We start from the raw sequence: 22,743 nt of genomic DNA on the forward strand, positions 1-22,743 counted from the left end.
TGCAGGCGTCTCCGGTACCCGACGTCTCCCGCGAGGCCGGCCAACTGATTTTGCTCGACGAGCCACTTCGCCACCGCCGCCTCGGCCGCCAACCGCTTGCGCTTTCCGCCTGCTGCAGCTCTGACCGCGGCATTTCCGCAACATACCGGGTCTATACCGCCAAAACCTACTGTCAAGAGCCTTCCCGAACCCTCGTGTGAAAGGAACGACATGCTGAGAAGGCGCTTAGCAAACGCGGCCATGCTCCTGACCGTCGTAGCCGGTGGCCTGGTCGCGATATCGGCTCCCGCCGCAGCAGCCCCGAACTACCAACTGCCCTTCCCCTGCGGTCAGAAGTGGCGGCTGAACACCTGGGACTCCACGCACGCCCCCGCCGTGGACATGGTCCGCGAGCCGCAATCGGGCACCGAGGGCTCGCTGCTGGTCGCCCCGGCCTCCGGCACGGTGAACCAGTCGTACTACCACAGCAACGCCGGCAACATGATCCAGATCAACCATGGCGGCGGCCACTTCACCACCTACATTCACCTGCAGTCGCGCGCCGTGAGCGTGGGCGACAGAGTCACGCAGGGGCAGACCATCGGGCGGGTCGGGCACACCGGCCCCACCTCGAACGGAACCCCGCACCTGCACTACGAGCAGGGCTATGACGCCGACGGCGACGGGAGCGTCTCCTGGGGGTTCGAGGGCGCCGAGCGCGTCACGGCCAGGTTCGACGGCAAGGCGTACGGCCCCGCCCCCGGCGGCGAGTGGCGCAACGTCGAGAGCCGAAACGGCTGCAGCAACACGTCCGGTGCGGATTTCAACGCTGACGGTATCGGCGACATCTTCTCCGAGACCACCGGCACGCTGAACATCTGGAACGGCAAGGGCAGCAACAATTTCGCCACCCGGCAGGAAATCGGCGGCGGCTGGTCGGCCTTCAGCAAGCCCGTCGCCGGTGATTTCAACAACGACGGGATCAGCGACCTGGCCGCCATCAAGAATGGCAGCACGCTGCATATCTGGAACGGTGAGGGTGGTAACAAGTTCGGCCCCGCCATCGAGATCGGCGGTGGCTGGGCGCCTTATGACGGCACGCTCACGTCCCTCGGTGACGTCAATCAGGACGGCCACGACGACATCGCCGCCATCGCCGACGGCACCCTCTACATCTGGAACGGCGAAGGCGGCAACAAGTTCGGCTCCGCCGTCCGCGTCGGCGCCGGCTGGTCGGCGTTCGGCAAGCCCGTCGGCGGCGATTTCAACAATGACGGCATCGGCGACATCGCGGCCATCAAGAGCGGCAGCACGCTGTACATCTGGAACGGTCAGGGCGGCAACGAGTTCGGCCCCGCTGTTGAGATCGGCGGTGGCTGGGCGCCTTATGACGGCACGCTCACGTCTCTGGGCGATGTGAACAGGGACGGTCACGACGACATCGCGGCCATGACCGACGGCACTCTTTACGTCTGGAATGGCGAAGGGGGCAACAAGTTCGGGCCCGCCACCGCCATCGGCCCCGGCTGGACCCCCTACTTCTAACCCACACCGCCCCTTCCCAGGATTCGGAGCAGCCCATGCTGTCAAAGACGACGGCGGCACTGACCGCCTTCGCGATCCTCGCGTTATGCACGCCCGCACACGCCGCTGACCCCGACGAACCTCCCGCCGGCGAAGTGACCGCTGCCTACGCGACCGCGCCCTGCGACCCGAACGGCCCGACCAGTGCGGACGCCGCGACTGCCACCCAGTTGAACGGCATACTGACGGCCAAGATGGACGGCCACATGAACGCGTACCGCGTCTCGTGCGCCCGCATGGTCGTCAAGGCCGCTCGTGATCGCGGCCTGGCGCCTCGCGCCGCGGTCATCGCGATCACCACCACCATCGTGGAGTCCAGCATCCAGAACGTCGCCGAAACGGTCGACCACGACAGCCTCGGGCTGTTCCAGCAGCGCGCGTCATGGGGCTCGGACGAGCAACGACTCGACCCCATCTGGGCCACCGATGCCTTCCTCAACAAGATGATCAGGGTCTACCCGAACAACGCCTGGAAGACGGCACCGATCGGCGAAGTGTGTCAGGCCGTACAGGTCTCCGCCTATCCGGATCGCTACCAGCCCGAAGCCGGGGACGCGCAGAAGATCGTCGACGCCCTCTGGAAGCCGCACAGCCTGTTCGGTGCGGATTTCAACGCTGACGGTATCGGCGACATCTTCTCCGAGACCACCGGCACGCTGAACATCTGGAACGGCAAGGGCAGCAACAATTTCGCCACCCGGCAGGAGATCGGCGGTGGCTGGTCGGCGTTCAGCAAGCCCGTCGCCGGTGATTTCAACAACGACGGGATCAGCGACCTGGCCGCCATCAAGAATGGCAGCACGCTGCATATCTGGAACGGTGAGGGTGGTAACAAGTTCGGCCCCGCCATCGAGATCGGCGGTGGCTGGGCGCCTTATGACGGCACGCTCACGTCCCTCGGTGACGTCAATCAGGACGGCCACGACGACATCGCCGCCATCGCCGACGGCACCCTCTACATCTGGAACGGCAAGGGCGGCAACAAGTTCGGCTCCGCCGTCCGCGTCGGCGCCGGCTGGTCGGCGTTCGGCAAGACCGTCGGCGGCGATTTCAACAATGACGGCATCGGCGACATCGCCGCCATCAAGAGCGGCAGCACCCTGTACATCTGGAACGGCCAGGGCGGCAACGAGTTCGGCCCTGCCACCGAGATCGGCGGTGGATGGGCCCCCTACGACGGCACGCTCACGTCTCTCGGTGATGTGAACAGGGACGGTCACGACGACATCGCGGCCATGACCGACGGCACCCTTTACGTCTGGAATGGCGAAGGGGGCAACAAGTTCGGGCCCGCCACCGCCATCGGCCCCGGCTGGACCCCCTACTTCTAACCCACGGCGGCGGAAGCGGCCCGGGCGCCCGCCCGGGCCGCTTCGTTCCATGAGTGCCGGGGCACCCCGGAAGGTCGACGCGGTCGTTGACCCGTTGTGCCGCGGGAGAGGCCGATATCTGGGGGATGGCGCGAGGGCAACGCATATCCGAGCCATACCGCGGTTGGGGATCCTGAAGAGGTGGATGAGTCAACCGCGAGGACAAACCGGCTTTGCGGTTCTCGGACCGATACGTCTATACCGTAGGGTCCGCGCATGAGCCACGCGGTCGCAAGGGAGCACCGTGTTGGATGTGCGCGGCGCGTATCCCATCGCGGGCCCGCCGTACGCGTGCGTCGGGACTGCCGCGCAGTGCGGTCACTCCGACTCCACATTCAAGGGGAAAGGCCCGGGACTCGAACACGGTCTGACCTGGTCGATCCGGCAGCGGCATCGAGCCGCCCTGCTGCCGGCGATAGCACGCCTGTGTCGAGGCAACACCGTGATCACGGCGAGTTGTGGTGGCCGTATCTATCGGGAGGAAGTTTCGTGGAGAGAAGCTCTTCAGAGCCGGCGGACCGGGAGAGCGGATTCATCGCCGACGATGTCGTACGCGTGAGGCTCGATGAGTTGACGGCGGCGGATTCGCCACATCGCCGGGGAGTCGATCTCGACCATGCTCGTGCACTTGCCGAGGTGGGGACCCGTTACCGCCCATACTCGTGCATTTCGCCACCATGCGCGTCATCGACGGGATGCATCGCCTCACTGCCGCCCGGCTGGCCGGTCGCACTGACATCGAGGTGCAGTTCTTTCACGGGACCTCCGACGATGCATTCCGGTTGGGCGTCCAGGCGAACGTCTCACATGGTCTACCGCTGAGTTTGGCCGACCGGAAGTCGGCCGCGGCATGCATCATCTGCTCTCAACCGTATCTCTCGGACCGGGCGGTCGCCTTGTCGGCGGGCTTGGCGGCGGCAACCGTGGCGTCCTGCGCGCGCAGACCGAAGGGTCTGGTGAAGTCCAGACCAGGACGGGCGCGGATGGCAGAGTCCGGCCGCTGAACGCCGCGAAGGGACGACTGGTCACCGGCGAGGTGATCGCGGAGCGCCCGGACGCGACGCTCAGGGAGATCGCTCAAGTGGCAGGCATCTCGATCGCGACTGCCCAGGACGTGCGGCGGCGGGTCCTCGCGGGCGTGGACCCCGTGCCTGATCGATTGAAGTCCACCGAAGAAGACGTGTCTCAGCGAAGGGCCTCGCTGAACGGCGCCGGCGGCACCACGGACCGGATCGACGTCACACGAATGATCGACACACTGCGGCGTGACCCGTCGCTTCGCTATTCCGATTCCGGCCGCCTGGCGGAGCCGGTGATCTCGGTGGAGCTGATCCAGCCGCGCAGATAGACGTGGTTGGCCGTCGTGGAGAGGCCGCGCACGGGGACCGTCTCGAGCACCGTTCCGGTCTCCGTGTCCAACCGCGCGAGATCGGGCCGCTTCGGCGGCACCGCCCGGTTTCGGTGGGCGGGCGGGAAGATGCGGGCCAGGTAGGTCAAATAGACGGGCTCCTGGGTCGCCAGGGTTCTTCATGTACGACAGGCTGACGAAGCCAAGGTGCCGTTGCGGTATACCGCAAACATACCGGGACTCACTAACTTTGCAGGTGTCCAGGGGATCTCACCCTGGAATTGCCAAATTCCTGAACCTGGCGCGGCCGGGTTCGGTGCAAAGGAGGTGAGTTAACGATGGAGATCCAGGAGCAGGCTACGCCCCTCGTTTTCGAGGAGATCGATCCTAATGAGGCCGGCGCATATCTGGCGCTGAGCTACGAGGAGGAGCCGCGCTAATCAGCGTGAGCACTTCACGGACGTAAGGCACCTGTCCCGTGGCGGTTCCCCCGCCACGGGGCAGGCGGCCGGGCCGCGGGACCAGCGGAAAGGAGTAGCATGCGCAGTCTGTCCACCGTCCTCAACCACTCAGAATCGGGGAGCCGGCTCCGCTTCAGGTCGACAGTGGTGCCGCTTGTCCTGCCCAGCGGAAAGGTGCTCTTTTTCGCGGGGAGCCAGCCACTTCGCGCCGCGGCGGACCCGTTGTTGTGGTCGCTCGTGGAAAAACTTCGGGTCGGGTACGAGTCGAGCGCCATTGTCGGCGCCGTCGCCTCGGAAGGACATGAACCGGCAACAGTAATCACTGCTCTCGAACAACTCCACGCGCGTGACCTGCTGTTCGAGGAACGCCCGGCGAATACACAATCGCATAGCGAGCGTTACGCCCGGCAAATTGACATGTTCGCCGGCACGGAGACGGATGAGAACAGCCGATTCACGATGCAGGACAATGTGTCGTCCGCGCACATTGCCCAGATCGGCCTCGGCGGCCTCGGCACGTGGATCGCGCTCGCGCTGGCACCGACGGGAGTGGGGCGGCTCACGCTCATCGACGGCGACACGGTCGCGATGTCGAACCTGAACCGCCAGATCCTCTACCGCGAGGACGCGGTCGGCCAGCCCAAGGTCGAGGCCGCTGCCCGCCATCTGATCGAGGTGAACCCCGATCTCGTGATAAACCCACGCGTGGGCTTCGTGGATGGCATCGAGGGCGCGGACGCTCTCGTTCCCGACTGCGACCTTCTCATCGTGTCCGCCGACGAGCCGTTCCTGCAGATCCGCAACTGGATCACCGAGGTCTGCTACAAGCGGCGCATCCCACACCTCTTCGTCGCCGCGGGCGGCGTGGGCCCCTTGGTGGTCCCTGGCGGCGCGGACGCGTGCTGGCACTGCCTCGAGGTGCGGACCCGCAGTACGTTCCCGGAGCTCGACCAGGTCGTCGAGCTGCTGTCGAGCGCCCAGCGCCCCCGGCATCCACAGCCGATCACGCCTGGCTACCATCCGCTCATGGCAGGGGTCGTGGTACTCGAGGCCGTGCGGCACTGCAGCGGTTTCGAGCGACCTCGGACGATCGGCGCCCAGCTCGTATGGGATGCGGGCAGCTCGACGATGCGCCGGACGGAGATCGCGGCGGACCCGGCGTGCCCGAATCATGCCGGCCCTTCAGCGTCCTGACATGTGCACGGACCTTCGTGCCACGGTCGCACTGGCCGATCACGTGCAGGCCAAGAGCCATGGCGATGCCATGGAGTTGGCGGCGCCCCTGTGGCGCATGAAGCTCGCCGACGTCACCGGTGCCATCGCGGCGTTTACCACCGCCAGCGAAGTGCCGCTCGACGCGTGCGCTGAAGACGACGCCTTGGAAGAGCTGGGGCTCCTCGGGCTGCTGACGGTCAGGCTGAGCGGACCGCCGGGCCTTCACGGGCGGGGAGTGGGCCCGTTCAGCCTCGCCGCCACCCGTTCGCCACAGCCGGAGTCCGGCGTGGACGGATCCGCGCGGCTCATCGTCGTGCTCGACGGACGCCGCGCATCCCTAACCTTCCCCGGAAGCGGCACTCTCGACTTACCGGCCGCGCTCGTGAGCGCCCTGCTTCCCGACTGGCCCTCGCCGGGTCCCTCCCCAGCGGCGCATCCCGAGCTCGCGCGGGTGCTCGCGGGCTACCGAGCGGCCCCCAGCGCGCCGCGCCCGCAGGAGACCTGGCAGGAGGCGGTCTTCCGCGAGCACGCGGACCTCGCCCTGTGGAAGGACGCAGGAGGGGATTTCGGCGCGGAGCCGGCGCCGACCGGTCTGGCGAGCCGGGCCACCGTACCCTTGGGCCCGACCTCCGCACCCCTGGACCCGTCCTTCGGGCCAGCACGGACGCGCGCGGCGAACCTGAGGGAAGTCAATGCCGCGTTCCGCCATCTCGCCGCGGCCCGACGGTCTCGCAGAGACGTAGCCGACGGGCCGCTCAGGGTCGGTGCGATCACGGCGCACCTGTCGGAAGTCCGCAGGTTCCGGTCAAGGTGGTCGAGCCGCTGGGGACTGCAGGTTGGCCGCACCAGTACGCCGTCCGCCGGCGCGCTGCACCCGCTCGACGTGGTGCTGCTGGTCTTCGACGGCGATGTCGAGCCAGGGACGTACCGATACGACCCGGAGTGCGACGCGCTGCATCAGCTCTGCACGTTCTCCGGCCGAGGCTGGGGCGCCGCGTCCAGGATCCGCTACGCCGCGGCGGCCTCGACCGGCATGTCGCGCGGGCCCGCGGCCGTGCTCGTGCTGTGCGCGACGGACGCCGTGCTGCACGGCAAATACCGAGGCTTCGCCTACGCCAACGCGTACAAGGACGCCGGCGCAATCCTGACGGCGCTCCAATACTCCGCCGTGGGATCAACGGTGGGCCTGTGCCCCATCGGTGCCACCATCGAGGCGGACGTGAATCGCTGCATGCCGCACGGACACCGTGTCGTTTCGGTGTTCGGCGCGGCGGTCGTGGGCCACCTGCACGACAGCGAGGTCTCTGCGTGAGCCTCGCCGTTGCCCACGTGCGCGCCCGGGGGACCTGCACCACAAGGTGCGGTGAGGTGTTCCCGTTCGACGTGGTCGGGTCAGGGGCGGGGTTCACCGAGCAAGAGGCCCGCGCCGTCGCGCGGGGCGAGGCCGCCGAGCGAGCGGCCGCGCATGGCTGGGACGCCCGCACCGCGACCTGGTCCACCGTCGAGGAGCTGCGCGCACGTGGAGTGCCGCACCGCACGCAGCAGCAACTCACCCGGCAACGGGATGTGGCACCGGGGAAGTCGTGGGTTCGAGACGACGAGTACCAGGCGTGGTTGCCGGCCGCCGAACTCGCAGGCAACGCCGTCATGCTCGTCCCGGCCCCTCTGGTCTGGTTGGGCGGCGGTGGCCATGGGGGCCTGCCCGCCCAGTCGGTGGGGACATCCAACGGGCTGGCCGCCGGGACCACGCCTGATCGCGCGACTGTCGCCGCCGTCCTGGAACTGTGCGAGCGCGACGCCGTTCTCGCCTGGTGGTGGGGATGGTGCCCGGGACGTCCCGTCATGCTGGGGGACGCGCGCGTTGCCCTCCTCCAAGACCTGGTGGGCCGCCCAGCGGAGGCGCTCGGAGTGGTCATCGAGCGGGTCCCGGGAATCACAGTCTTCCTCGTCGTCGCACGCTCCGGCTTGCGGCATTCCCTGGGTTGCGGCGCGGGGACCACGCCATCCAAGGGCTTGGAGCACGCGCTGCGGGAGGCCGCCGCCGGGTTGGTCCAATCGGGCCGCGTGGGCGCGGAGTCACGACCTCCAGCGGAGGTGGCCAGCCTCGCCGACCGCTACGCCTGGTACTTCGCGAGCGGGCTCATCTGGGAGTCGGTGCGTCGGCGGATCGTCGGCGGCGATTCTGAGCCGATGCGCTCCGAGTCCCCGACGCCGGGTACACCCAGGCCGGGAGAGCTCGCGGCGCTGCTGGGAGCGTCCGGCCACCGCGTCTGGACCGTGCCCCTGCCGGGCGCCGGGAGCATCCCGGTCGTGCGCGCCCTGAGCGACACGCTCCTACCCCTCAACGCCCACCCCGTCGAGCAGGCGGTGGAACCCGCGAGCGTGCGCACTCCGCTCCTGCGGCGGCGCGACGACCGCGCGGAGCCGCACCCGATCTACTGACAGTGCCGAGCAGTCCCTTGCCCGACGTCGGCGTCCCGCCTCAGGAAGGGAGGAACCGTCGTGCCGAGCGTTCTGCGGCATCGCCGCTACCGTTACCTCTTCACGGCCCAGTTCTCGTCGACGACGGCGTCGTCCATGCTGCACTTCGTGCTGCCGCTCCTCGCGTTCGACATCACCGGGTCGACCACGCTGGCAGGTGTCATCACGGCGGTCAGCTTGACCGCGGCGTCCCTGCTCAGTGTTCTGGCGGGGACGATCGCCGACAGACACGACAGGGTGCGGCTCGTCATTCTGGCGCTGCTCGTGCAGGCGCTCGCCTTTGGGGCCCTGCTCCCGCTGTCGGGTTCCGGTGGAGGGTCTCCGCTGGGTCTGGCCATCGCCGCCGGTGCGGTGGCGGCCGCGGGCTCGCTCCTCGTGCCCACGTATGCTGGGATCCTGCGCGTCGTTGTCCCGCGCGAGGAGGTCCGCGACGCCTACACGGTGAACCAGGGCCGGATCCATGTCATCTCGGTCGTCGCTCCGGCGCTTGCCGGAGTGCTTTACGCCGCGCACTCCGGTTGGGTGCTCGCGGCGGGACTCCTGCTCGTGCTGCTCGCCGCAGTCGCGGTGCGGGGAACGAGGTCGCCGGCGCTCGACGTGACACGGACGGCCCGGCCCGCGTTCCTCGTCGATCTGCGTGACGGCTTGCTGTATGTGGCGCACAATCCACCGGTGTGGACCGCGGCGATCGGCGGTGCTGTGATCAATCTGGGTATCAACGGTGCCCTCTTCACCGCGGTACTCGCCCTGCGCTCGCGCGGTACGGCAAGCGCGGAGATCTCCCTTGTCGAGTCCGTCAGCGCGGTCGGGGCGATCGCCGGCGTCTTCGCTGCGGGCTACCTGCTCCGACGTCTGCGAGTCTCGACGGTCACCGTGTGGTGTGGTGCCGCGTACGCGGCTGCCGCGGTGTTGTCGGGGTTCGTGCACACCGCGCTCGTCATCGGTCTTCTGTTCGGGATCGCCACCTTGTTGCTGCCCGCGTGGAACTCGGGTGTGTTCGGCTCGATCGCCGCCGAGACACCGCATGAGCTCCAGGGCCGGGTGCAGGGCTCGATCCAGCTTATCTCGGCTGTCCTGGCGCCGTTGCCGCCGATCCTCAGTGGGCTGCTGCTGGCGTCGGTGCCCTATGGGCTGGGCATGGCCGCGTTCTCCGCCGTGATCGTCGCGGGCACCGCGGCGCAGCTCGCCGGGCAGCGAAGTCGACGGCGCCAGGAATCACCCACCGAACCGATACAGGCGAGGCCGCCGGGACGATGACCGACCACGACGTGCTTGGAGTGCGCTTCTCGTGCCTCACCGCCGGCGGCCTGACCGAGACCCCGTGGGTGGAATGCGCGGATGCGCCGTCCCTCATGGCGAACTCGGCCGCGCGCCCCGTCGCGCGGTACCTCGTCGTCCGGGGGAGGAGCGTCTACCGCCTCGTCGACGGCGGTTCGCCTGGACATGGCCGGATCGAGCGTGCCGTCCTCGACGACGACGGGAGCATAGCCGGGCCATGGGCACACGTCCTGACGGCCCGCGACCTCGGCGGAGCGGAGTCTAGTCGGCTCGTCTGGCGCGGTGTCGAGATCCTCTGCCCGCCGCACGCCGGATGGAGCGAGTCGCGGGCCCTCGTGACTCTGGAAGACGCTCACGACGGTCGCCGGCTCGTGGCCGAGGCCGACCTCGTCAAGCAGCGCTGGATGGGCACGGCCGAAGGAGGGTTCCGTTTCACGGGGGAGGCGGTGTCGGCGACGTGGCGTGGACACGACTCCGTGCTCGTGACGGACCGGACGACCGGACCCGGCGGCGCGGCGCTGTGGCGCATCCGCACCGTGCGCCGGCATGACCGCGTCGAGGACGCCTACGACGAAGCCATGTTCCGCGACGACGCCGCGTCAGTGACCGCGTACGCGAGCGCCGACGGAACCCTGTGGGCGCGAGTACGTTCGCGCGACGGCCGCCGCGTCCTCGTCATGAAACGTCCCGCCGCGGGTTGGTGGCGGGTGCGGCCCGTGCGGGGATATGAGGCGTACGGTGTCGGGAACTGGGTGTTCGTGCTCAGGAACGGGACACGGGACACCGCCCGAGGCGTGGTGCCGGGCACGCTCCTCGCGTGCAAGCCACCGGCGACCCCAGGCGGAACACCGGTCGAATCGCGCGTGCTCTTCCGCCCGGAAGCCGGCCAGGCGCTCGCCAGGCTCCTCGTCACCGGCGAGGACCTGGCACTCTCCGTGCTCGACCACGGCACCTCCGAGATCCGGCTCGTCACGCTGGGTTCGGCGGGTGAGCCGAGCGCGGTACGCATTGCGATCCCCGCCGGGTTCACCCCGCAGGCACTGGTCGCCGGCGAGGACGGCACGCCTTTCGTCACCGCGTCCGGCTTCACCACGCCGGCTCGCCTCGTCCGCCTGGACACGCCCCTCAGTACCTCGACAGGTCCTGCGGCCCGGGTCCTCTGGGCGACCGCCGACGACGGCGTACGCGTTCCGTACACCCTTCACCAGGCTGGGAGCGGCGCACCACGTCCGACGGTGGTGCTGGTGTACGGCGGCTTCGGAGCGGTCATCGGACCGCGTCACATGCCCCACCTCGAGTCCGCCTGGATCGCGCGCGGGGGCAATGTGGTCATCGCAAACGTACGCGGCGGCGGAGAGCTCGGCCCCGAATGGGCGAGCGCCGGGTTCGGCCCCCGGGTGTGCCGGGCCTTCGCAGACCTGCACTCGGTGGTAGACGCGTTGGTAGCGACCGGCGTCGCTCGTCCGGAGCAGATCGGCCTGCTCGGAGCCTCGTACGGGGCTCTGGTGGCGAGCGGTGCGCTGGTCTCGTCCCCAGAGCGATTCGGTGCGGCGGTCCTGCAGTCAGGGGTCTACGACTTGGAGGACGCGAGCGAGCTCGCCGGCGGCCCCAGGCTCGTCACCAAGCTCGGGCTCGGCCGCACCACCCGGCAGAAACGCGCCGGCATCTCTCCGACGGCCATGCTGGACAGGCGGCTCCCGCCGACGCTGGTGATGGCGGCGGAGGACGACGCGATCGTCGATCCGGAGCACTCGCGACGATTCGCCCGGGCGCTGAGGCGTGTGGGGTCATCGTCGGCGCATGTCGTCGTTCCCGTGGGAGGTCACTATTTCGCGGGGCCGAACGTTCAGGCGGTGACGAACTCATTGACGTTCGCGTTCTTCCGCAGTGCGCTTCCCGGGCTGCCGCAACCTGGAGCCGACGGATGAAACCGCGGTTATGACCGTTCCGCGGCGATCTCAGTGAGTTGCCGAAGTTGCTCTTGGCCGTGGCGTCGCCCATCGATCTGCCGCAGTCCGGCGCCGCCTCCGGAGGCTCAGGCTAGCGAAGGAGAGGGCTTGGGCAGGTGCCGGGCCCTCTCCTCATGTCTGAACGACCCAGCTGGCTGTCCTAGGATCGTTTGGTCCAGACGGAGTCCGCACATTGCCGGAACCCGTTGCGGCTGACGCAGAGCTTGAAGATGTCGATCTGAGTGAAGAACGTGCTGTCGCTCCCGCAACCGCCCAAGGGCCGTTGCTGTCGGAAACGGTGGAGATGCTGAGCATCGAGGTGGCGTACTCGGCGTCGACGCTGTTGCCATCGTCCTCCCGGTCGCACACGCTGATGTGCTTGCGGTCGGCCGAGACACGAACGCTCCCGGCCGTGGGCCCTGGTGCTCCAGCCGGAGCTGGGTGCGACAGCCGCCGCCGGATCGGCGAGCAGGGCTAGGACGGTACCTCTGAGAAGAGGATACGAGCGATCATGCGCAGATCCGTTCCATAGAGAAGATCAGAACGGCAGTCACTGTGAAGGCGTTCAACCTCAGCCGAAAGCGGCTTTGCCGGCGCTTGGACGGGTCTGAGATCAAGTCGGGCGCTGCCCCGCTTGCCAGCCCTTCCGCACGGCCCTGCGGGTGCCGAATATTCATCCGCGCAGGTCGTAGGCATGATGGGCGATCTCGGCCTGGCGGTGTCCCGGGCGCCCCGGCGAGCGGCATGGTGATCGGTTGTGGTGCTGCGCTTGGCTTACCTCAAGCACGCGGTCGCCAAGCACACCTTCTCCCACCTGCAGAACTTCATCTGGTGGCGAGTGATCAACTGGGTGATGCAGCGCAACCGCATGACATTGAGAGCCATCCAGCGATGGCTGCGCACCCCACGGGGATGGCAACCCATCGCCTTCGACGGGGTCGAACTGTTCAAGATCGCATCGGTTCCGGTGACCCGATACCGCTATCGAGGCACCAAGATCCCGTCACCCTGGCCGACAGCCCTGACCACACCTGCCCGACGGCATGACCTCGTGGAGAGCCCGGTGCGGTGAGAGTCGCACGCCGGGTTCGGCGGGCGGGTCCGGGAAACGGACCTGGAGCAATCCAGGCACCGCGCCCGGACTCGGCCCAACACTCTCGGCTGGCTGATGCTGCACCGCCGGCTGGTCCGCGACTACGAGGCCCTGCCCACGAGCTCCGAAGTCGTGATCCACATCGTCATGATCGACGTCATGACCCGCCGTCTCGCCGGCGAATCCACCTCGTCCTGGCGCGGCACCTGAGACTTGGGATCAGACAGGCGTAAACGCCCACTTATCCTTATCCGTCGGGCAGGCGGTCCAGGATCTGGCGGACGACCGCGGTGGCGTCGTTGCTTTGAACCTCCAGCAGGAGGTTGCTCACCCGGACCCACAGCGTGCCCTTCAGCTGAAAGGCCTCGTCCCCTTCAGGGTGCCGACCGAGGTGATCGACTATCTGGCCGAACAGTTGGGGATCGCGGACGCGTCATGCTTGAAGCTGTATGCGCAACGGGAGCCGACGCACCGGGAACATGCCAGGCAGATCCAGACGAAGCTGGGCACGGCGCTGGCGGCTGCCGCAGCAAATCCGGTATTTACTGCGGCGGTCGCGGCGGCTACTCGGCTGCACGAAGGTACGCGCGGCCCGACAACTCCGAAAGCTCTCGGCCATCTCTCACCGAAACTGCCAACCTTTGGCGACCCGACTGCCACGCCTCAGATCAGGGGTAGAGCGTGTAGGTCTTGGTGTTGTTGCACACGATCGTGCCCGGCAGGCAGCGCTTGGCCCTGATCGTAATCCGGTCGAGGTTGGTGCGGGTCGTGGACCATTTGAAGCTCTTGTGGCCCTTGTTCCGGCCGGCCTCCTTGTACCCGCCGTAAATTTCGTTGCCGTTGCTCTTCTTGAAGGAGACCTCGACCACGGTCGTCCAGGCGTCGTTCTTGGTGTCCGTCACGCTGCCGCGCGCCTCGCCGTACCCGTTGCTGCAGAGCTTCAGGACGTAGCTGACGAAGCCGTCCTTCGTGTTCAGCTTGCTCCACTTGTCCTTGCAGTCGGCCGAAGAGACGCTCGAAGAAGCGGTGGTGGCGGAGGAGGCCATGGCGGTCATGGCCGGCGTCAGTACGGCGAAGGCCGCAGAGACCCCGACAACAGTGGCGAGCATTTTCGAGGGGGAGAGCTTCCGCATGAAATTCGAATCCTTTGTCAGTTAACAAGAACACTTCGCGATGCTCCGCCTGTGATCAGAGCACCGCGAAGAATGCTAAACACCGGCGGTATAGCGGTGGTATGTTCACAGCAAGTCGCGGGTCGAACCCCCTGCTCTGGTGGAGCGGCCAGATATCTCTCTGAAGGCTCGCCACCATCCACCCAGCCGTCACCGTCACCGGTCTACGCCGCGCCCGTTACCGCGGTATCAAGAAGGTCCACCTCGAACACATCGTCTGCGCCATCGCCGTCAACCTGATCCGCCTGGACGCCTGGTGGAACGGCCACTCTCTGGCACGGAAACGCACCAGCCAGCTGGCCCGACTCGAACCAGCCCTGACCGCCTGAAACGAGTTAACCAGCAGAGTCCTACACGGGAGTGTAAGAACAACGGCTCTGGCCCGTAATCGGTGGTGGCGCTGAGTGATCAGCTGCCAGGCTGGGCCATGTCGAAGATCGATGATCTTACGGGTGTGATGTTTACGGGTTTGTCTGCCCTGGTCATCGGGAGTGTGGAGGGCGAGGACGACCTCATTCGGGTCATGGCCAGGACGCGCGATGAGCCGGTACCGTGCCCGGTGTGCGGGACGCTGACCGGGCGGGTGCACGGCTACTACAGCCGGACGGCGGCCGATCTCCCCGTCGACGGTCGGCGGGTGGTGGTGTCGGTACAGGGACGATGTCTGCTCTGCCCGGCATGGGATGTGGTCGGCAGACGTTTCGTGAGCAGGTACCCGGGCTGCTCGAGCGCTACCAGCGTCGAACTCGTCGGCTCACGGGCCAACTGGGCGCCGTAGTCACAGAGCCGGCCGGCCGGGCAGGGGCTCGGCTCTCGGCGGTCCTGGCCGTCGCGGTCTCCAGGTCCACGGCACTGCGCCTGCTCATGCGGCTGCCGCTGCCACCGCTGCGGATCCCGCGCGTGCTGGGCGCGGTGGCGGGGCGGGGGCGCTCGGGAGCGTCCGGGCCCGCCAGGTAGGTGTCCACGGTGCGGGAGACCTCGCCGTGGACACCAGCGTGCGGCCCGCACCGTCACCCCGGAGCCGACGCGGCCTGGCTCCCCCCGCGCGCCTGCACGGCGTGCGGAGTGAGCCAGGAGGTTGGTCAGGTGGTGATTGTCCTGCTCCCGCGCCCCACCCAAGTGCCGCGCTCGCCCCAGTACGACTTGGCGCTCACACTGAGGCTGGTGTTCTCCGGGACGTAGCTGCTGTTCAGGTATATGCATGTGCCGCCCGAGTGACCGTAGAAGTCGTTCTTGTCCGTGACAGTGACCGACCTACCGCCGCCCGTGGGAGTAATCGTCGCTGAAACCTGGCGGGCGCCCTCAGAGTCGTACGCCCGCACGCAGAACTTGTTCGTGCTGTCGTTATAGGAGATGACGCCGTCGCTAAAGGTCCACGAGAGGTCACTCGCCATCGCCGGCTGTGCCATCGCAGCACTTGATGCGACCAAGGCAGCGCCGACCGCAGCGGCCTTGAGCAGATTCTTCATCATGATTTCCTTACGTCCGGAAGGATCCTGATACCGCACGAAACGGAGCCTGCGTCAAGGCCGAGTCCGACGAAAGACGTCCCGATGTTGGCCAGTCGCATAACGCCTTCTCGTGGCGGTTGACTCGCTGTCCGAATCGTAAGGAGAGGCGGTATAGCGGCGGTATGTTCTGACCGGCCACGTGACCCGTTTCCCGGTCAGCGGTGAATCAGCGCTGGCCGTGTCCCGCTCGGAAACACGGTTTCGGGCTCTGAGCTGGGGTTCTGCTGCGCGATCAGTGCGGCGGCTGTCCCCATCGCGGGGGTGTCGTTGTCGCTGGTCTACAGGGTGGTTCGGTGCTTGTGCAGCCTTGTGGCGGTGCTGGTCCGCTCTGATTTGTCCAAGGAAGCTGAGCTACTGGTGCTGCGTCACGAGAACCAGGTGCGTCGATGTCAGCTCGGTGTCCGGCCGCAGCGGGGTCACGCCGACGGGCTCTGGCTTGCGGCGTTGTCGCGGCTGGTCCAGCGCCGCCGGTGGGCGGAGGTGTTCCCAGTAACCCCCTGCGACGATCTTGCGCTGGCATCGCAACCTCGTGGCGCGGAAGTGGACCTTCACCGGGAGGCGGAGCCCGGGGCGGCCCTGCACCCGCCGGCCGGTCAAGGCACTGATTGTTCGGATGGCGCGGGAGAACCCGACCTGGGGGCACAGGAGAATTCAGGGCGAGTTGGCCCGGCTGGGGTTCCCGATCGCGGCCTCCACGGTGTGGGAGATCCTGGGCGCGGCCGGTATCGATCCGGCGCCCCGCCGGGCTGGGCCGAGCTGGCGGCAGTTCCTGGCCGCTCAGGCTCATGCGATCATCGTGTGTGACTTCTTGGTGGGGTTGAGACGCTGCTGCTCAAACGGCTGTATGTGCTGGTCTTCATCGAGCACGGTACCCGGCGACTGCGCCTGGGTGGGGTGAGCGCGCACCCGACCGGGGCGTGGATGGTGCAGCAGGTCCGCAACCTGGTGATGGGCCTGGGGGAGCGCATCGCCGGGCTACGGTTCTTGATCCACGATCGGGACCCGCTCTTCGCCGTCGCTTTTCGGGAGGTCTTCACGGCCGAAGGGCTATGGACCATCACCACCCTGCCGCGGACGCCGAGGATGAACGCCACCTGGCGAGCGGGCCATCGGCGCCCTGCGCCGTGAACTTCTGGACCGGATTCTGATCCTCAATGAACGCCGCCTGGCGCTCGTGCTCCAGGGGTATCTGATCCACTACAACGGGCACCGGCCGCACCAGTCCCGGCACCAACGGCCCCCGGACACCGCAACGCAGGCCGCCCGCGACGTGACCGACCTCAACGACCTGCGATCCATCCGCCGAAAACCCGTCGTCGCGGGCATGATCAGCGAATACCGCCACGCTGCGTAACGGCCGCTGGAGTCCAAGGTCCCCAAGGACCAGGACGCCTCTCCACCGGTGTTCATCGTCACCCCGGCGCCGGAATACGACGCCAACGACAACATCACCACGACCACCGCGCCCAACGGTGCCGTCGCCACCGCCGTCTACGATGATGCCGACCAGCTGACCGATTCGTTCCTGCCCAAGGACAGCGACGAGGGGCCGGTACGCAAGGCCACCTTCACGTGGGACCTGGCCGGCAATCTGGAAACCCAGACCGAGCCCAAGGGCAACCTGCCCGGCGCGGACCCGGCCGAGTTCACTACCACGTACACGTACGACGACATTTACCAGGTGATCGGCGTCACTGCCACCGACGTCGCCAATGGCGGTCGGCAGAACAAGATCACCTACGAGTACGACGACGTCGGCAACGTCATCAAGGTCATCGACCCGCGCAAGAACGCCACCTCTGACACTGGCGACTACGCGGCGTTCTACACCTACGACCGCAACCACCGCGTCAAGACCGTCAAGGACGCGGCCGGGTTCGAGACAGGCACTGAGTACGACCTGGACGGCCGGGTCGTAAGCCAGACCGACCAGGACAACAACAAGACGATCACCGGTTACAACGAGCGCGGCGACGTCGTCGAGACCAAGGTCCCGCACGCCGAGACCGACGGGGTCATCAAGTACGTCACCACCCAGTTCGCCTATGACCAGGTCGGCAACAAGACCAAGACCATCACCCCGCGCGGTGTGGAACGCGGCGGCGATCTGGTCGACTTCGTCGCCGAAACCAAGTACGACAAGCTCAACCGTCCTATCGAGGAGATCTACCCCTACGACCGGTCCGACCCGGTCTACAACAAGCCCGACAGCGTCCGTTACGCCTACGATGCGGTCTCCCGGCTGAAGGAGATCTCCCACCCGCCCTCGCACGGGCAAACGATCCGCAACGTCTCCACGATGACCTACTGGGACAACGGCTGGTCCAAGACCACCACCGACCCGTGGGACATCAAGACCACCTATGACTACAACCAGCTCGGCCTGCAGACCAACCGCACCGTCACCAGCACGGGTGGCTCGTCGCAGCGGGCTTTGGACTGGTCGTACTACCCCGACGGCAAACTCAAGACCCACTCCGACGACGGCGTCCCCCTCGGCCTTGACGTCGTCCTGTCCGATAACTCCGACACCGGCCAGACCATCACCACCGGCACGTGGACCCTTGCTGGCGGCGGTAGTTCGGCGTCGAACATCGTCGGCCCGCAGGCCGAGGCGGCCACTGGTTTCGTCGGCTACGACTACGCCACCGCTCCCGCGGGCACCGGCCAATCGTCGTTCGCCTGGAACCTGACCACCCCGTCGGACGGCACCTACAAGGTGCAGGTGCGCTACCCGTCCGGTGCGACGGCCACCAACGCCACATACAAGGTCAAGCACCAGGGCGGCGAGGCGAGCGTCACCCTGGACCAGACCAAGAACTCCGGCACCTGGGTCGAACTCGGCTCCTACGCCTTCACCGCCGGCACCGCCCACAGCGTCACCCTCACCGATGAGGCCAACGGCACCGTCGCGGCTGATGCGGTCAGGCTGGTCCGCGACAACAGCGGCGACACCGACGCCGAGAAGAAGGACTTCTCCTACACCTACGATGCCAACGCCAACCTCACCACGATCGAAGACAAGTCCCCGACCGCGAAGATCGACCTGTGGGACATCTCCTACACCAACCTCAACCAGATCGACGCCATCAAGGAGTCGCTCGATGGCACGCTGAAGAACACCACCGGCTACGTCTACAACGAAAACAGCGCCGTCACCACGCGCACGCACGACAAGACGGTCGCCACCTACGGCTACGACGTGCGTGACCTGGTCGAGCAGGTGGTCAACAAGAAGTCGGCCACCGACCCCGCGCCAAAGACCACCCGCTACACCTATACCCCCAGGGGCGAACGCCAGAGCGAGACCAAGGCCAACGGCAACACCGTCACCTACGACTACTTCCTGTCGGGCGCCCTACGCCACAGCCTGGAGAAGAAGCCCAACGCCGCGGTCGTGGCCGAGCACACCATCGGCTACCAGGGCAATCTCCAGCGCGCCGGCGACCACGCCAAGATTCAGAACGCCGACAACCCCGGCGCCTACCTCGACAACAACTACGCCTACACCTACGACCCCCGTGACCGCATCACCAAAACCGTCAAAACTCCCGTCGGCGGCGGGACGGCGGAGACCGAGACCTACTCCCACGACCCCAACAGCAACGTGTGGGAAGAAGAGGTGCTCGGTAAGAAGACCACCTTCACCTACGACCGCAACCGTCTGATGACCTCCGTTACCAACGGAGCCACCAGCACCTACACCTACGACCCCTATGGGCGGCTGCGGACCATCCAGGGTGGCGGCAAGACCTGGGAGAAGTACACCTACGACGGCTTCGACCACGTCACCAAGCACGAGAAACTCGGCACCGACGGCACCACCAACACCGTCACCACCTACACCTACGACCCGCTCAACCGCACCACCAGCAAGACCGAGAAGGAAGGGACCGCCAACGCCAAAACCACCACCTACTCCTACCTGGGCCTGTCCGCCGAGGTCCTGGACGAGGAAGTGGCCGGCAAACTGGTCAAGTCCTTCCAATACTCGCCCTGGGGCGAACGCCTCTCCCAGGTCAAGATCAACGGCGACAACACCGAGGAATCCTCCTACTACGGTTACAACCCGCACACCGACGTCGAACAAATCTCCTCGGAGTCGGGCGACACCCGCGCCACCTACGGCTACACCGCGTACGGCAAGAACGACGACAAACTCTTCACCGGTATCGACAAACCCGACCCCGTCGACCCCACCGCCAAAGAGGAGTACAACCCCTACCGCTTCAACGCCAAGCGCTGGGACAACTCCACTGGCATGTACGACATGGGGTTCCGCAATTACAACCCCGGCCTCAACCGCTTCCTCAACCTCGACACCTACAACGGCGCCCTCGCCGACCTCTCCCTCGGCCTCGACCCCTGGACCGCCAACCGGTATAGCTTCACCGGCGGCAACCCAATCAACAACATCGAAATCGATGGGCATATCCCCGAGGGCATGTCTGCCGGAGAGTACGAAGCCCAGAGCCGAGGCCACGAAGAGCTTAAGAAGTACCGATACAGAACCGGCCTCATGTCATGGCAGGAGGAATTTGATTGGACGTATAGAAAGAGCGGCAAAGAACCGACAAGATTGCTGCAGAGGCCCAAAACGATGCTGGGCGCGGCTGCAGTGTACGGCAAGAACGGCGAGCTTCTATACTCCGAATCCGGATTCTTTTCCGGCCACGAGAATGAAGGGATGGGGGAAAAGGAAAGCTGGGACACCCACCTCGAGAGGCGAATCATAGCCTATCTCGAAAAGAAGGGATGGCTCAAAGAGGGCAACACCTTGGTCATCGTGGCAAACGGGGATCAAGGCCCATGTCCAGGGAAGAACGGCTGCGACAATTGGCTTAGGAAGGAAACCGCAAAGAGGGGTATAGGTGTCATCTTCAAATGGCTTGGCGGTCCCGCCGACGGCAAACCCTACAATGTAGGACCTAATCGTCCTGGTTCAGGCGCGACGCCCGAGGCAGTATTCAACGAGGATGGATCATGGAAGTCCGGTAAACCGACTGGACCTCGCGGGCCAGGGATCCTAGCGCCCACAGGTCGTCCAGGTGCACCGCTATTGTTCCGCGGCGCGGCTGGCGCGATGAGCATTCTCGACATTTTCGGCATTGCACAAATGGGTCACGCGACGGGCAAGCTGTTCGCGGGAGATTCAACCTATGTGGAGGGCATACTAGATGCATGGGGAATGAACCTCTATAGGAGGCCAGACCCCGCCTAGCTCTCCAATACTCTGGCCCTGCATTGAATAATGCAGGGCCAGAGTTGCGGCATGTGACAGTATTTGATACCGTTAACTATGGAGTTGAGTTGGACTGAGCTTGAAGATGCCAGCGGCAGCGCGGAAGATATTCCTCAAATTATTCAAATGCTGACGGCCGAGGATGCGGAAGACCGGGTTCGTGCCCGTGAAACCCTGTGGTCAAGGCTCGTCGTGCACGGGACGCGCTATCCAGCTACGCCGCACGCCATACCTCTACTTATTGGAACGCTCAGGCATCTTGGCCCAGATGAGCGAACAGAGCTGCTGGAAATGATCGCATTTTTTGCGATCGGAGACGATCAAGACTATCTACTCGGAGCATTCAATCCGGAACGCCTTCGTTCTGAGACGACCAACAAGCGTCATATGCCTGACGCTGATCATCGACAGGAATTCTCCCTACAAGATGAGGGCGGCAATGCGGAGCCAAAAAGCAAACGCATTGAGCTTCAGTGCTATGACGCCGTAGGTGACCAGATTCACAGCGTAATCCAGCTGCTACCGACCAGTAGCCCTAATGGGCGCAAATGGATACTCGCAATCCTTGGGTATTATCCAGACAAGTCCTCTATGTCTGCGCCCGCAATACTTGACCTAGTGATGCGCGAAGACGATGAGGTGGTATTGGCCACGGCGCTTATTTCCCTTGGCTTGATGGATACCGCCAGGGGAGATTCAGGCGCGACCTTGCAAAGATTCCTGAATAACCCCGTAGACATCATCAGATGGGGAGCTGCAATCGGACTCGGCTGGAAAGGTGCACCTGAGCCTGAACTAGCGGAGATTCTCGTGGGATGCGTTGAATCGCTAAACGAGATTCCAACTGGAGTTCCATACTATATGGGCAGGATCGACATCCTCGCGGAAGAAATTCTCGACAGATGGCAGGCAAGCTCCGCTACCTTGATCTGGAAACCAAAAGCGAAGCCCGACGTGTGGTTGCTGTGAGTTATGGTTGAGACCGGGAGGCTTACGCGTCGCGCCGATCAGACGAACAGTTGAACATGTGCGCGTGCTCGCACGTCGAGATCTGCCAATGAATCCACCTTCCAGCTCACGGGATGCGATGGAATTCGAGATTCGGAAGAGCCGAAAGGTGCAGGGGCCTAAGAAGCTTCGAGCTGAGTGGGAGGAATACTTCAGCTAAGCTCGCTCACGTGTTCCCCGCGCATGCGGGGATGTTGACCCGGGTCTTCCGGTCGATGTCCCTTGCCTGTGTGGGAGCTGTGTTGCTGAACGAGAGCCGTTACCGGCGTGGTGCGCGAGATCCTCAGGCCTGTGCGGTGCCAAAACGCGGATGCTGTTGTTGAGCTGGGCGTTTGGAGGGCGATCAGGCTGCTCGCGCCAGTGCGGCCAGCGGCGCCCGATCGGCCTAATCTGGTGGTGGCCGGGAGACCTGATGACGCAGGACAGCGACCTCATGACGCAACACCAAGATCTTCACCTCCTTGGAGGTGTCGCCCCGCGCGAGAAGCGTCAACCAGCCGAACAACCGGACCATCAGCAGATACAGCAGGCTTAGGAACACGTGTGCCGAGGATAGACGGCCAGATCAGATGCCATCGGCGAGTTTGGCACCGCACACCCCCAGCACCGTCCCGGTCGGCAAACTGCTGCCCGCACCCGTCACCACCGGGCACGGCTCGGAGCCGAGGATCAGTAGGTGAAACCTCCTTCTATCCCGCCTCCGGTCGGTCCTCCCGACACCGAGCCGGTGACGCACGCGCCCGCGTACGCTCCATCCTCTGTCACGCGTACGCCTCCTCCTTCAGCTCCGGCGCATCCGCTCGAGAATCCGACCTTGGGCGAACCCTGCCGATCGAAGATTTCCTGCATGCGGACGACGAGGTAGCTGAGGATGGCTCCGCGGTCTTCGACCGGCGTGGACTCGATCACGGGCCGGAGGTCGGCCATGATCTCTGCCCGTACTCGCGCGGATTCCTTCTGCAGTTCCTGATTCCGCGAAAGGATGTCGCCGAGGAGTTCGGCCAGCCGCGCGGCGGCAGCATCGAGCTTCTCGCGGTCGTGGGTCAGCACTG

Annotated in this window: 21 protein-coding genes and 1 pseudogene; 17 read left to right on the forward strand and 5 right to left on the reverse strand. The window is 65.8% G+C overall.

Annotated elements, in window-relative coordinates; all coding sequences use genetic code 11:
• The first annotated feature begins 240 nt into the window (after window positions 1–240).
• The 11 genes from ABZX61_RS60355 (at window position 241) to ABZX61_RS60405 (ending at window position 13,497) form a co-directional block, all read left to right on the forward strand.
• Complete coding sequence (locus ABZX61_RS60355) at window positions 241–1,524, forward strand: VCBS repeat domain-containing M23 family metallopeptidase (RefSeq protein ID WP_355210900.1); 1,284 nt, start codon at window positions 241–243, stop codon at window positions 1,522–1,524.
• Between the two features lie 35 nt (window positions 1,525–1,559).
• Window positions 1,560–2,894: a VCBS repeat-containing protein gene (locus ABZX61_RS60360; protein WP_355210903.1), complete on the forward strand. Its 1,335-nt coding sequence runs from the start codon at window positions 1,560–1,562 to the stop codon at window positions 2,892–2,894.
• A gap of 889 nt (window positions 2,895–3,783) precedes the next feature.
• Window positions 3,784–4,281 carry a hypothetical protein gene (locus ABZX61_RS60365; protein WP_355210905.1) on the forward strand — a complete coding sequence of 166 codons (498 nt, stop codon included), beginning with the start codon at window positions 3,784–3,786 and terminating at the stop codon, window positions 4,279–4,281.
• Window positions 4,282–4,820: 539 nt separating this feature from the next.
• Window positions 4,821–5,936 carry a TOMM precursor leader peptide-binding protein gene (locus ABZX61_RS60370; protein ID WP_355210908.1) on the forward strand — a complete coding sequence of 372 codons (1,116 nt, stop codon included), beginning with the start codon at window positions 4,821–4,823 and terminating at the stop codon, window positions 5,934–5,936.
• Window position 5,937: 1 nt separating this feature from the next.
• Entirely contained in the window at window positions 5,938–7,269 is a 1,332-nt protein-coding gene (locus tag ABZX61_RS60375; RefSeq protein ID WP_355210911.1) for a hypothetical protein, read from the forward strand.
• A gap of 56 nt (window positions 7,270–7,325) precedes the next feature.
• The gene (locus ABZX61_RS60380; RefSeq protein ID WP_355210914.1) at window positions 7,326–8,399 is read left to right on the forward strand and encodes a YcaO-like family protein; all 1,074 of its coding nucleotides are present in this window, start codon (window positions 7,326–7,328) and stop codon (window positions 8,397–8,399) included.
• Window positions 8,400–8,459: 60 nt separating this feature from the next.
• Entirely contained in the window at window positions 8,460–9,695 is a 1,236-nt protein-coding gene (locus ABZX61_RS60385) for an MFS transporter (RefSeq protein ID WP_355210917.1), read from the forward strand.
• Complete coding sequence (locus tag ABZX61_RS60390; RefSeq protein WP_355210920.1) at window positions 9,692–11,644, forward strand: prolyl oligopeptidase family serine peptidase; 1,953 nt, start codon at window positions 9,692–9,694, stop codon at window positions 11,642–11,644. Before ABZX61_RS60385 ends, ABZX61_RS60390 begins: the two co-directional genes overlap by 4 nt.
• 778 nt (window positions 11,645–12,422) lie before the next feature.
• The gene (locus ABZX61_RS60395; RefSeq protein WP_355210923.1) at window positions 12,423–12,737 is read left to right on the forward strand and encodes a hypothetical protein; all 315 of its coding nucleotides are present in this window, start codon (window positions 12,423–12,425) and stop codon (window positions 12,735–12,737) included.
• A gap of 96 nt (window positions 12,738–12,833) precedes the next feature.
• Window positions 12,834–12,968 carry a hypothetical protein gene (locus ABZX61_RS60400; protein ID WP_355210926.1) on the forward strand — a complete coding sequence of 45 codons (135 nt, stop codon included), beginning with the start codon at window positions 12,834–12,836 and terminating at the stop codon, window positions 12,966–12,968.
• A 169-nt stretch (window positions 12,969–13,137) separates the two neighbouring features.
• On the forward strand, window positions 13,138–13,497 hold the full coding sequence (locus ABZX61_RS60405; RefSeq protein ID WP_355211058.1) for a DUF4158 domain-containing protein: 360 nt from the start codon (window positions 13,138–13,140) through the stop codon (window positions 13,495–13,497).
• On the opposite strand, the gene ABZX61_RS60410 is transcribed toward ABZX61_RS60405, so the two are convergent.
• On the reverse strand, window positions 13,427–13,891 hold the full coding sequence (locus ABZX61_RS60410) for a hypothetical protein (RefSeq protein WP_355210929.1): 465 nt from the start codon (window positions 13,889–13,891) through the stop codon (window positions 13,427–13,429). The two genes, ABZX61_RS60405 and ABZX61_RS60410, sit on opposite strands and share 71 nt — an antisense overlap.
• 176 nt (window positions 13,892–14,067) lie before the next feature.
• On the opposite strand from ABZX61_RS60410, the gene ABZX61_RS60415 reads away from it, so the two are divergent.
• Both ABZX61_RS60415 and ABZX61_RS60420 read left to right on the forward strand, forming a co-directional pair.
• On the forward strand, window positions 14,068–14,259 hold the full coding sequence (locus tag ABZX61_RS60415) for a transposase (protein WP_355211061.1): 192 nt from the start codon (window positions 14,068–14,070) through the stop codon (window positions 14,257–14,259).
• 128 nt (window positions 14,260–14,387) lie between these two features.
• Window positions 14,388–14,839: pseudogene (locus ABZX61_RS60420) on the forward strand (transposase family protein); the annotation flags it as partial.
• Window positions 14,840–15,012: 173 nt separating this feature from the next.
• On the opposite strand, the gene ABZX61_RS60425 reads toward ABZX61_RS60420, so the two are convergent.
• Window positions 15,013–15,402, reverse strand: coding sequence for a hypothetical protein (locus tag ABZX61_RS60425; RefSeq protein WP_355210932.1), 390 nt, complete (start codon window positions 15,400–15,402; stop codon window positions 15,013–15,015).
• Between the two features lie 390 nt (window positions 15,403–15,792).
• The gene (locus ABZX61_RS60430; protein WP_355210934.1) at window positions 15,793–16,038 is read right to left on the reverse strand and encodes a hypothetical protein; all 246 of its coding nucleotides are present in this window, start codon (window positions 16,036–16,038) and stop codon (window positions 15,793–15,795) included.
• A 249-nt stretch (window positions 16,039–16,287) separates the two neighbouring features.
• Between ABZX61_RS60430 and ABZX61_RS60435 the strand changes: the two genes are divergently transcribed.
• The 4 genes from ABZX61_RS60435 to ABZX61_RS60450 all read left to right on the forward strand — a co-directional run bounded on the left by ABZX61_RS60435 (window position 16,288) and on the right by ABZX61_RS60450 (window position 21,652).
• Window positions 16,288–16,569: a hypothetical protein gene (locus ABZX61_RS60435; RefSeq protein ID WP_355210937.1), complete on the forward strand. Its 282-nt coding sequence runs from the start codon at window positions 16,288–16,290 to the stop codon at window positions 16,567–16,569.
• A 19-nt stretch (window positions 16,570–16,588) separates the two neighbouring features.
• A complete protein-coding gene (locus tag ABZX61_RS60440) occupies window positions 16,589–16,795 on the forward strand; it encodes a hypothetical protein (protein ID WP_355211064.1) in 207 nt (68 codons plus the stop codon).
• 48 nt (window positions 16,796–16,843) lie between these two features.
• Window positions 16,844–20,662, forward strand: coding sequence for an RHS repeat-associated core domain-containing protein (locus tag ABZX61_RS60445; protein ID WP_355210939.1), 3,819 nt, complete (start codon window positions 16,844–16,846; stop codon window positions 20,660–20,662).
• 78 nt (window positions 20,663–20,740) lie between these two features.
• Window positions 20,741–21,652: a HEAT repeat domain-containing protein gene (locus ABZX61_RS60450; protein ID WP_355210941.1), complete on the forward strand. Its 912-nt coding sequence runs from the start codon at window positions 20,741–20,743 to the stop codon at window positions 21,650–21,652.
• 424 nt (window positions 21,653–22,076) lie between these two features.
• On the opposite strand, the gene ABZX61_RS60455 is transcribed toward ABZX61_RS60450, so the two are convergent.
• The gene (locus ABZX61_RS60455; protein WP_355210943.1) at window positions 22,077–22,232 is read right to left on the reverse strand and encodes a hypothetical protein; all 156 of its coding nucleotides are present in this window, start codon (window positions 22,230–22,232) and stop codon (window positions 22,077–22,079) included.
• Window positions 22,233–22,360: 128 nt separating this feature from the next.
• Complete coding sequence (locus tag ABZX61_RS60460) at window positions 22,361–22,741, reverse strand: hypothetical protein (protein WP_355210946.1); 381 nt, start codon at window positions 22,739–22,741, stop codon at window positions 22,361–22,363.
• Window positions 22,742–22,743 lie beyond the last annotated feature (2 nt).

The sequence above is a fragment of the Nonomuraea sp. NPDC003709 genome (assembly GCF_040610775.1).
Taxonomy (GTDB): domain Bacteria; phylum Actinomycetota; class Actinomycetes; order Streptosporangiales; family Streptosporangiaceae; genus Nonomuraea; species Nonomuraea angiospora_A.

Coding starts and splice junctions, on each gene's coding strand:
- ABZX61_RS60390 (WP_355210920.1), top strand. CDS start 9,692: ATGACCGACCACGACGTGCTTGGAGTGCGCTTCTCGTGCCTCACCGCC.
- ABZX61_RS60450 (WP_355210941.1), top strand. CDS start 20,741: ATGGAGTTGAGTTGGACTGAGCTTGAAGATGCCAGCGGCAGCGCGGAA.
- ABZX61_RS60365 (WP_355210905.1), top strand. CDS start 3,784: ATGCATCATCTGCTCTCAACCGTATCTCTCGGACCGGGCGGTCGCCTT.
- ABZX61_RS60370 (WP_355210908.1), top strand. CDS start 4,821: ATGCGCAGTCTGTCCACCGTCCTCAACCACTCAGAATCGGGGAGCCGG.
- ABZX61_RS60410 (WP_355210929.1), bottom strand. CDS start 13,891: ATGCGGAAGCTCTCCCCCTCGAAAATGCTCGCCACTGTTGTCGGGGTC.
- ABZX61_RS60375 (WP_355210911.1), top strand. CDS start 5,938: ATGTGCACGGACCTTCGTGCCACGGTCGCACTGGCCGATCACGTGCAG.
- ABZX61_RS60355 (WP_355210900.1), top strand. CDS start 241: ATGCTCCTGACCGTCGTAGCCGGTGGCCTGGTCGCGATATCGGCTCCC.
- ABZX61_RS60400 (WP_355210926.1), top strand. CDS start 12,834: ATGCTGCACCGCCGGCTGGTCCGCGACTACGAGGCCCTGCCCACGAGC.
- ABZX61_RS60360 (WP_355210903.1), top strand. CDS start 1,560: ATGCTGTCAAAGACGACGGCGGCACTGACCGCCTTCGCGATCCTCGCG.
- ABZX61_RS60425 (WP_355210932.1), bottom strand. CDS start 15,402: ATGATGAAGAATCTGCTCAAGGCCGCTGCGGTCGGCGCTGCCTTGGTC.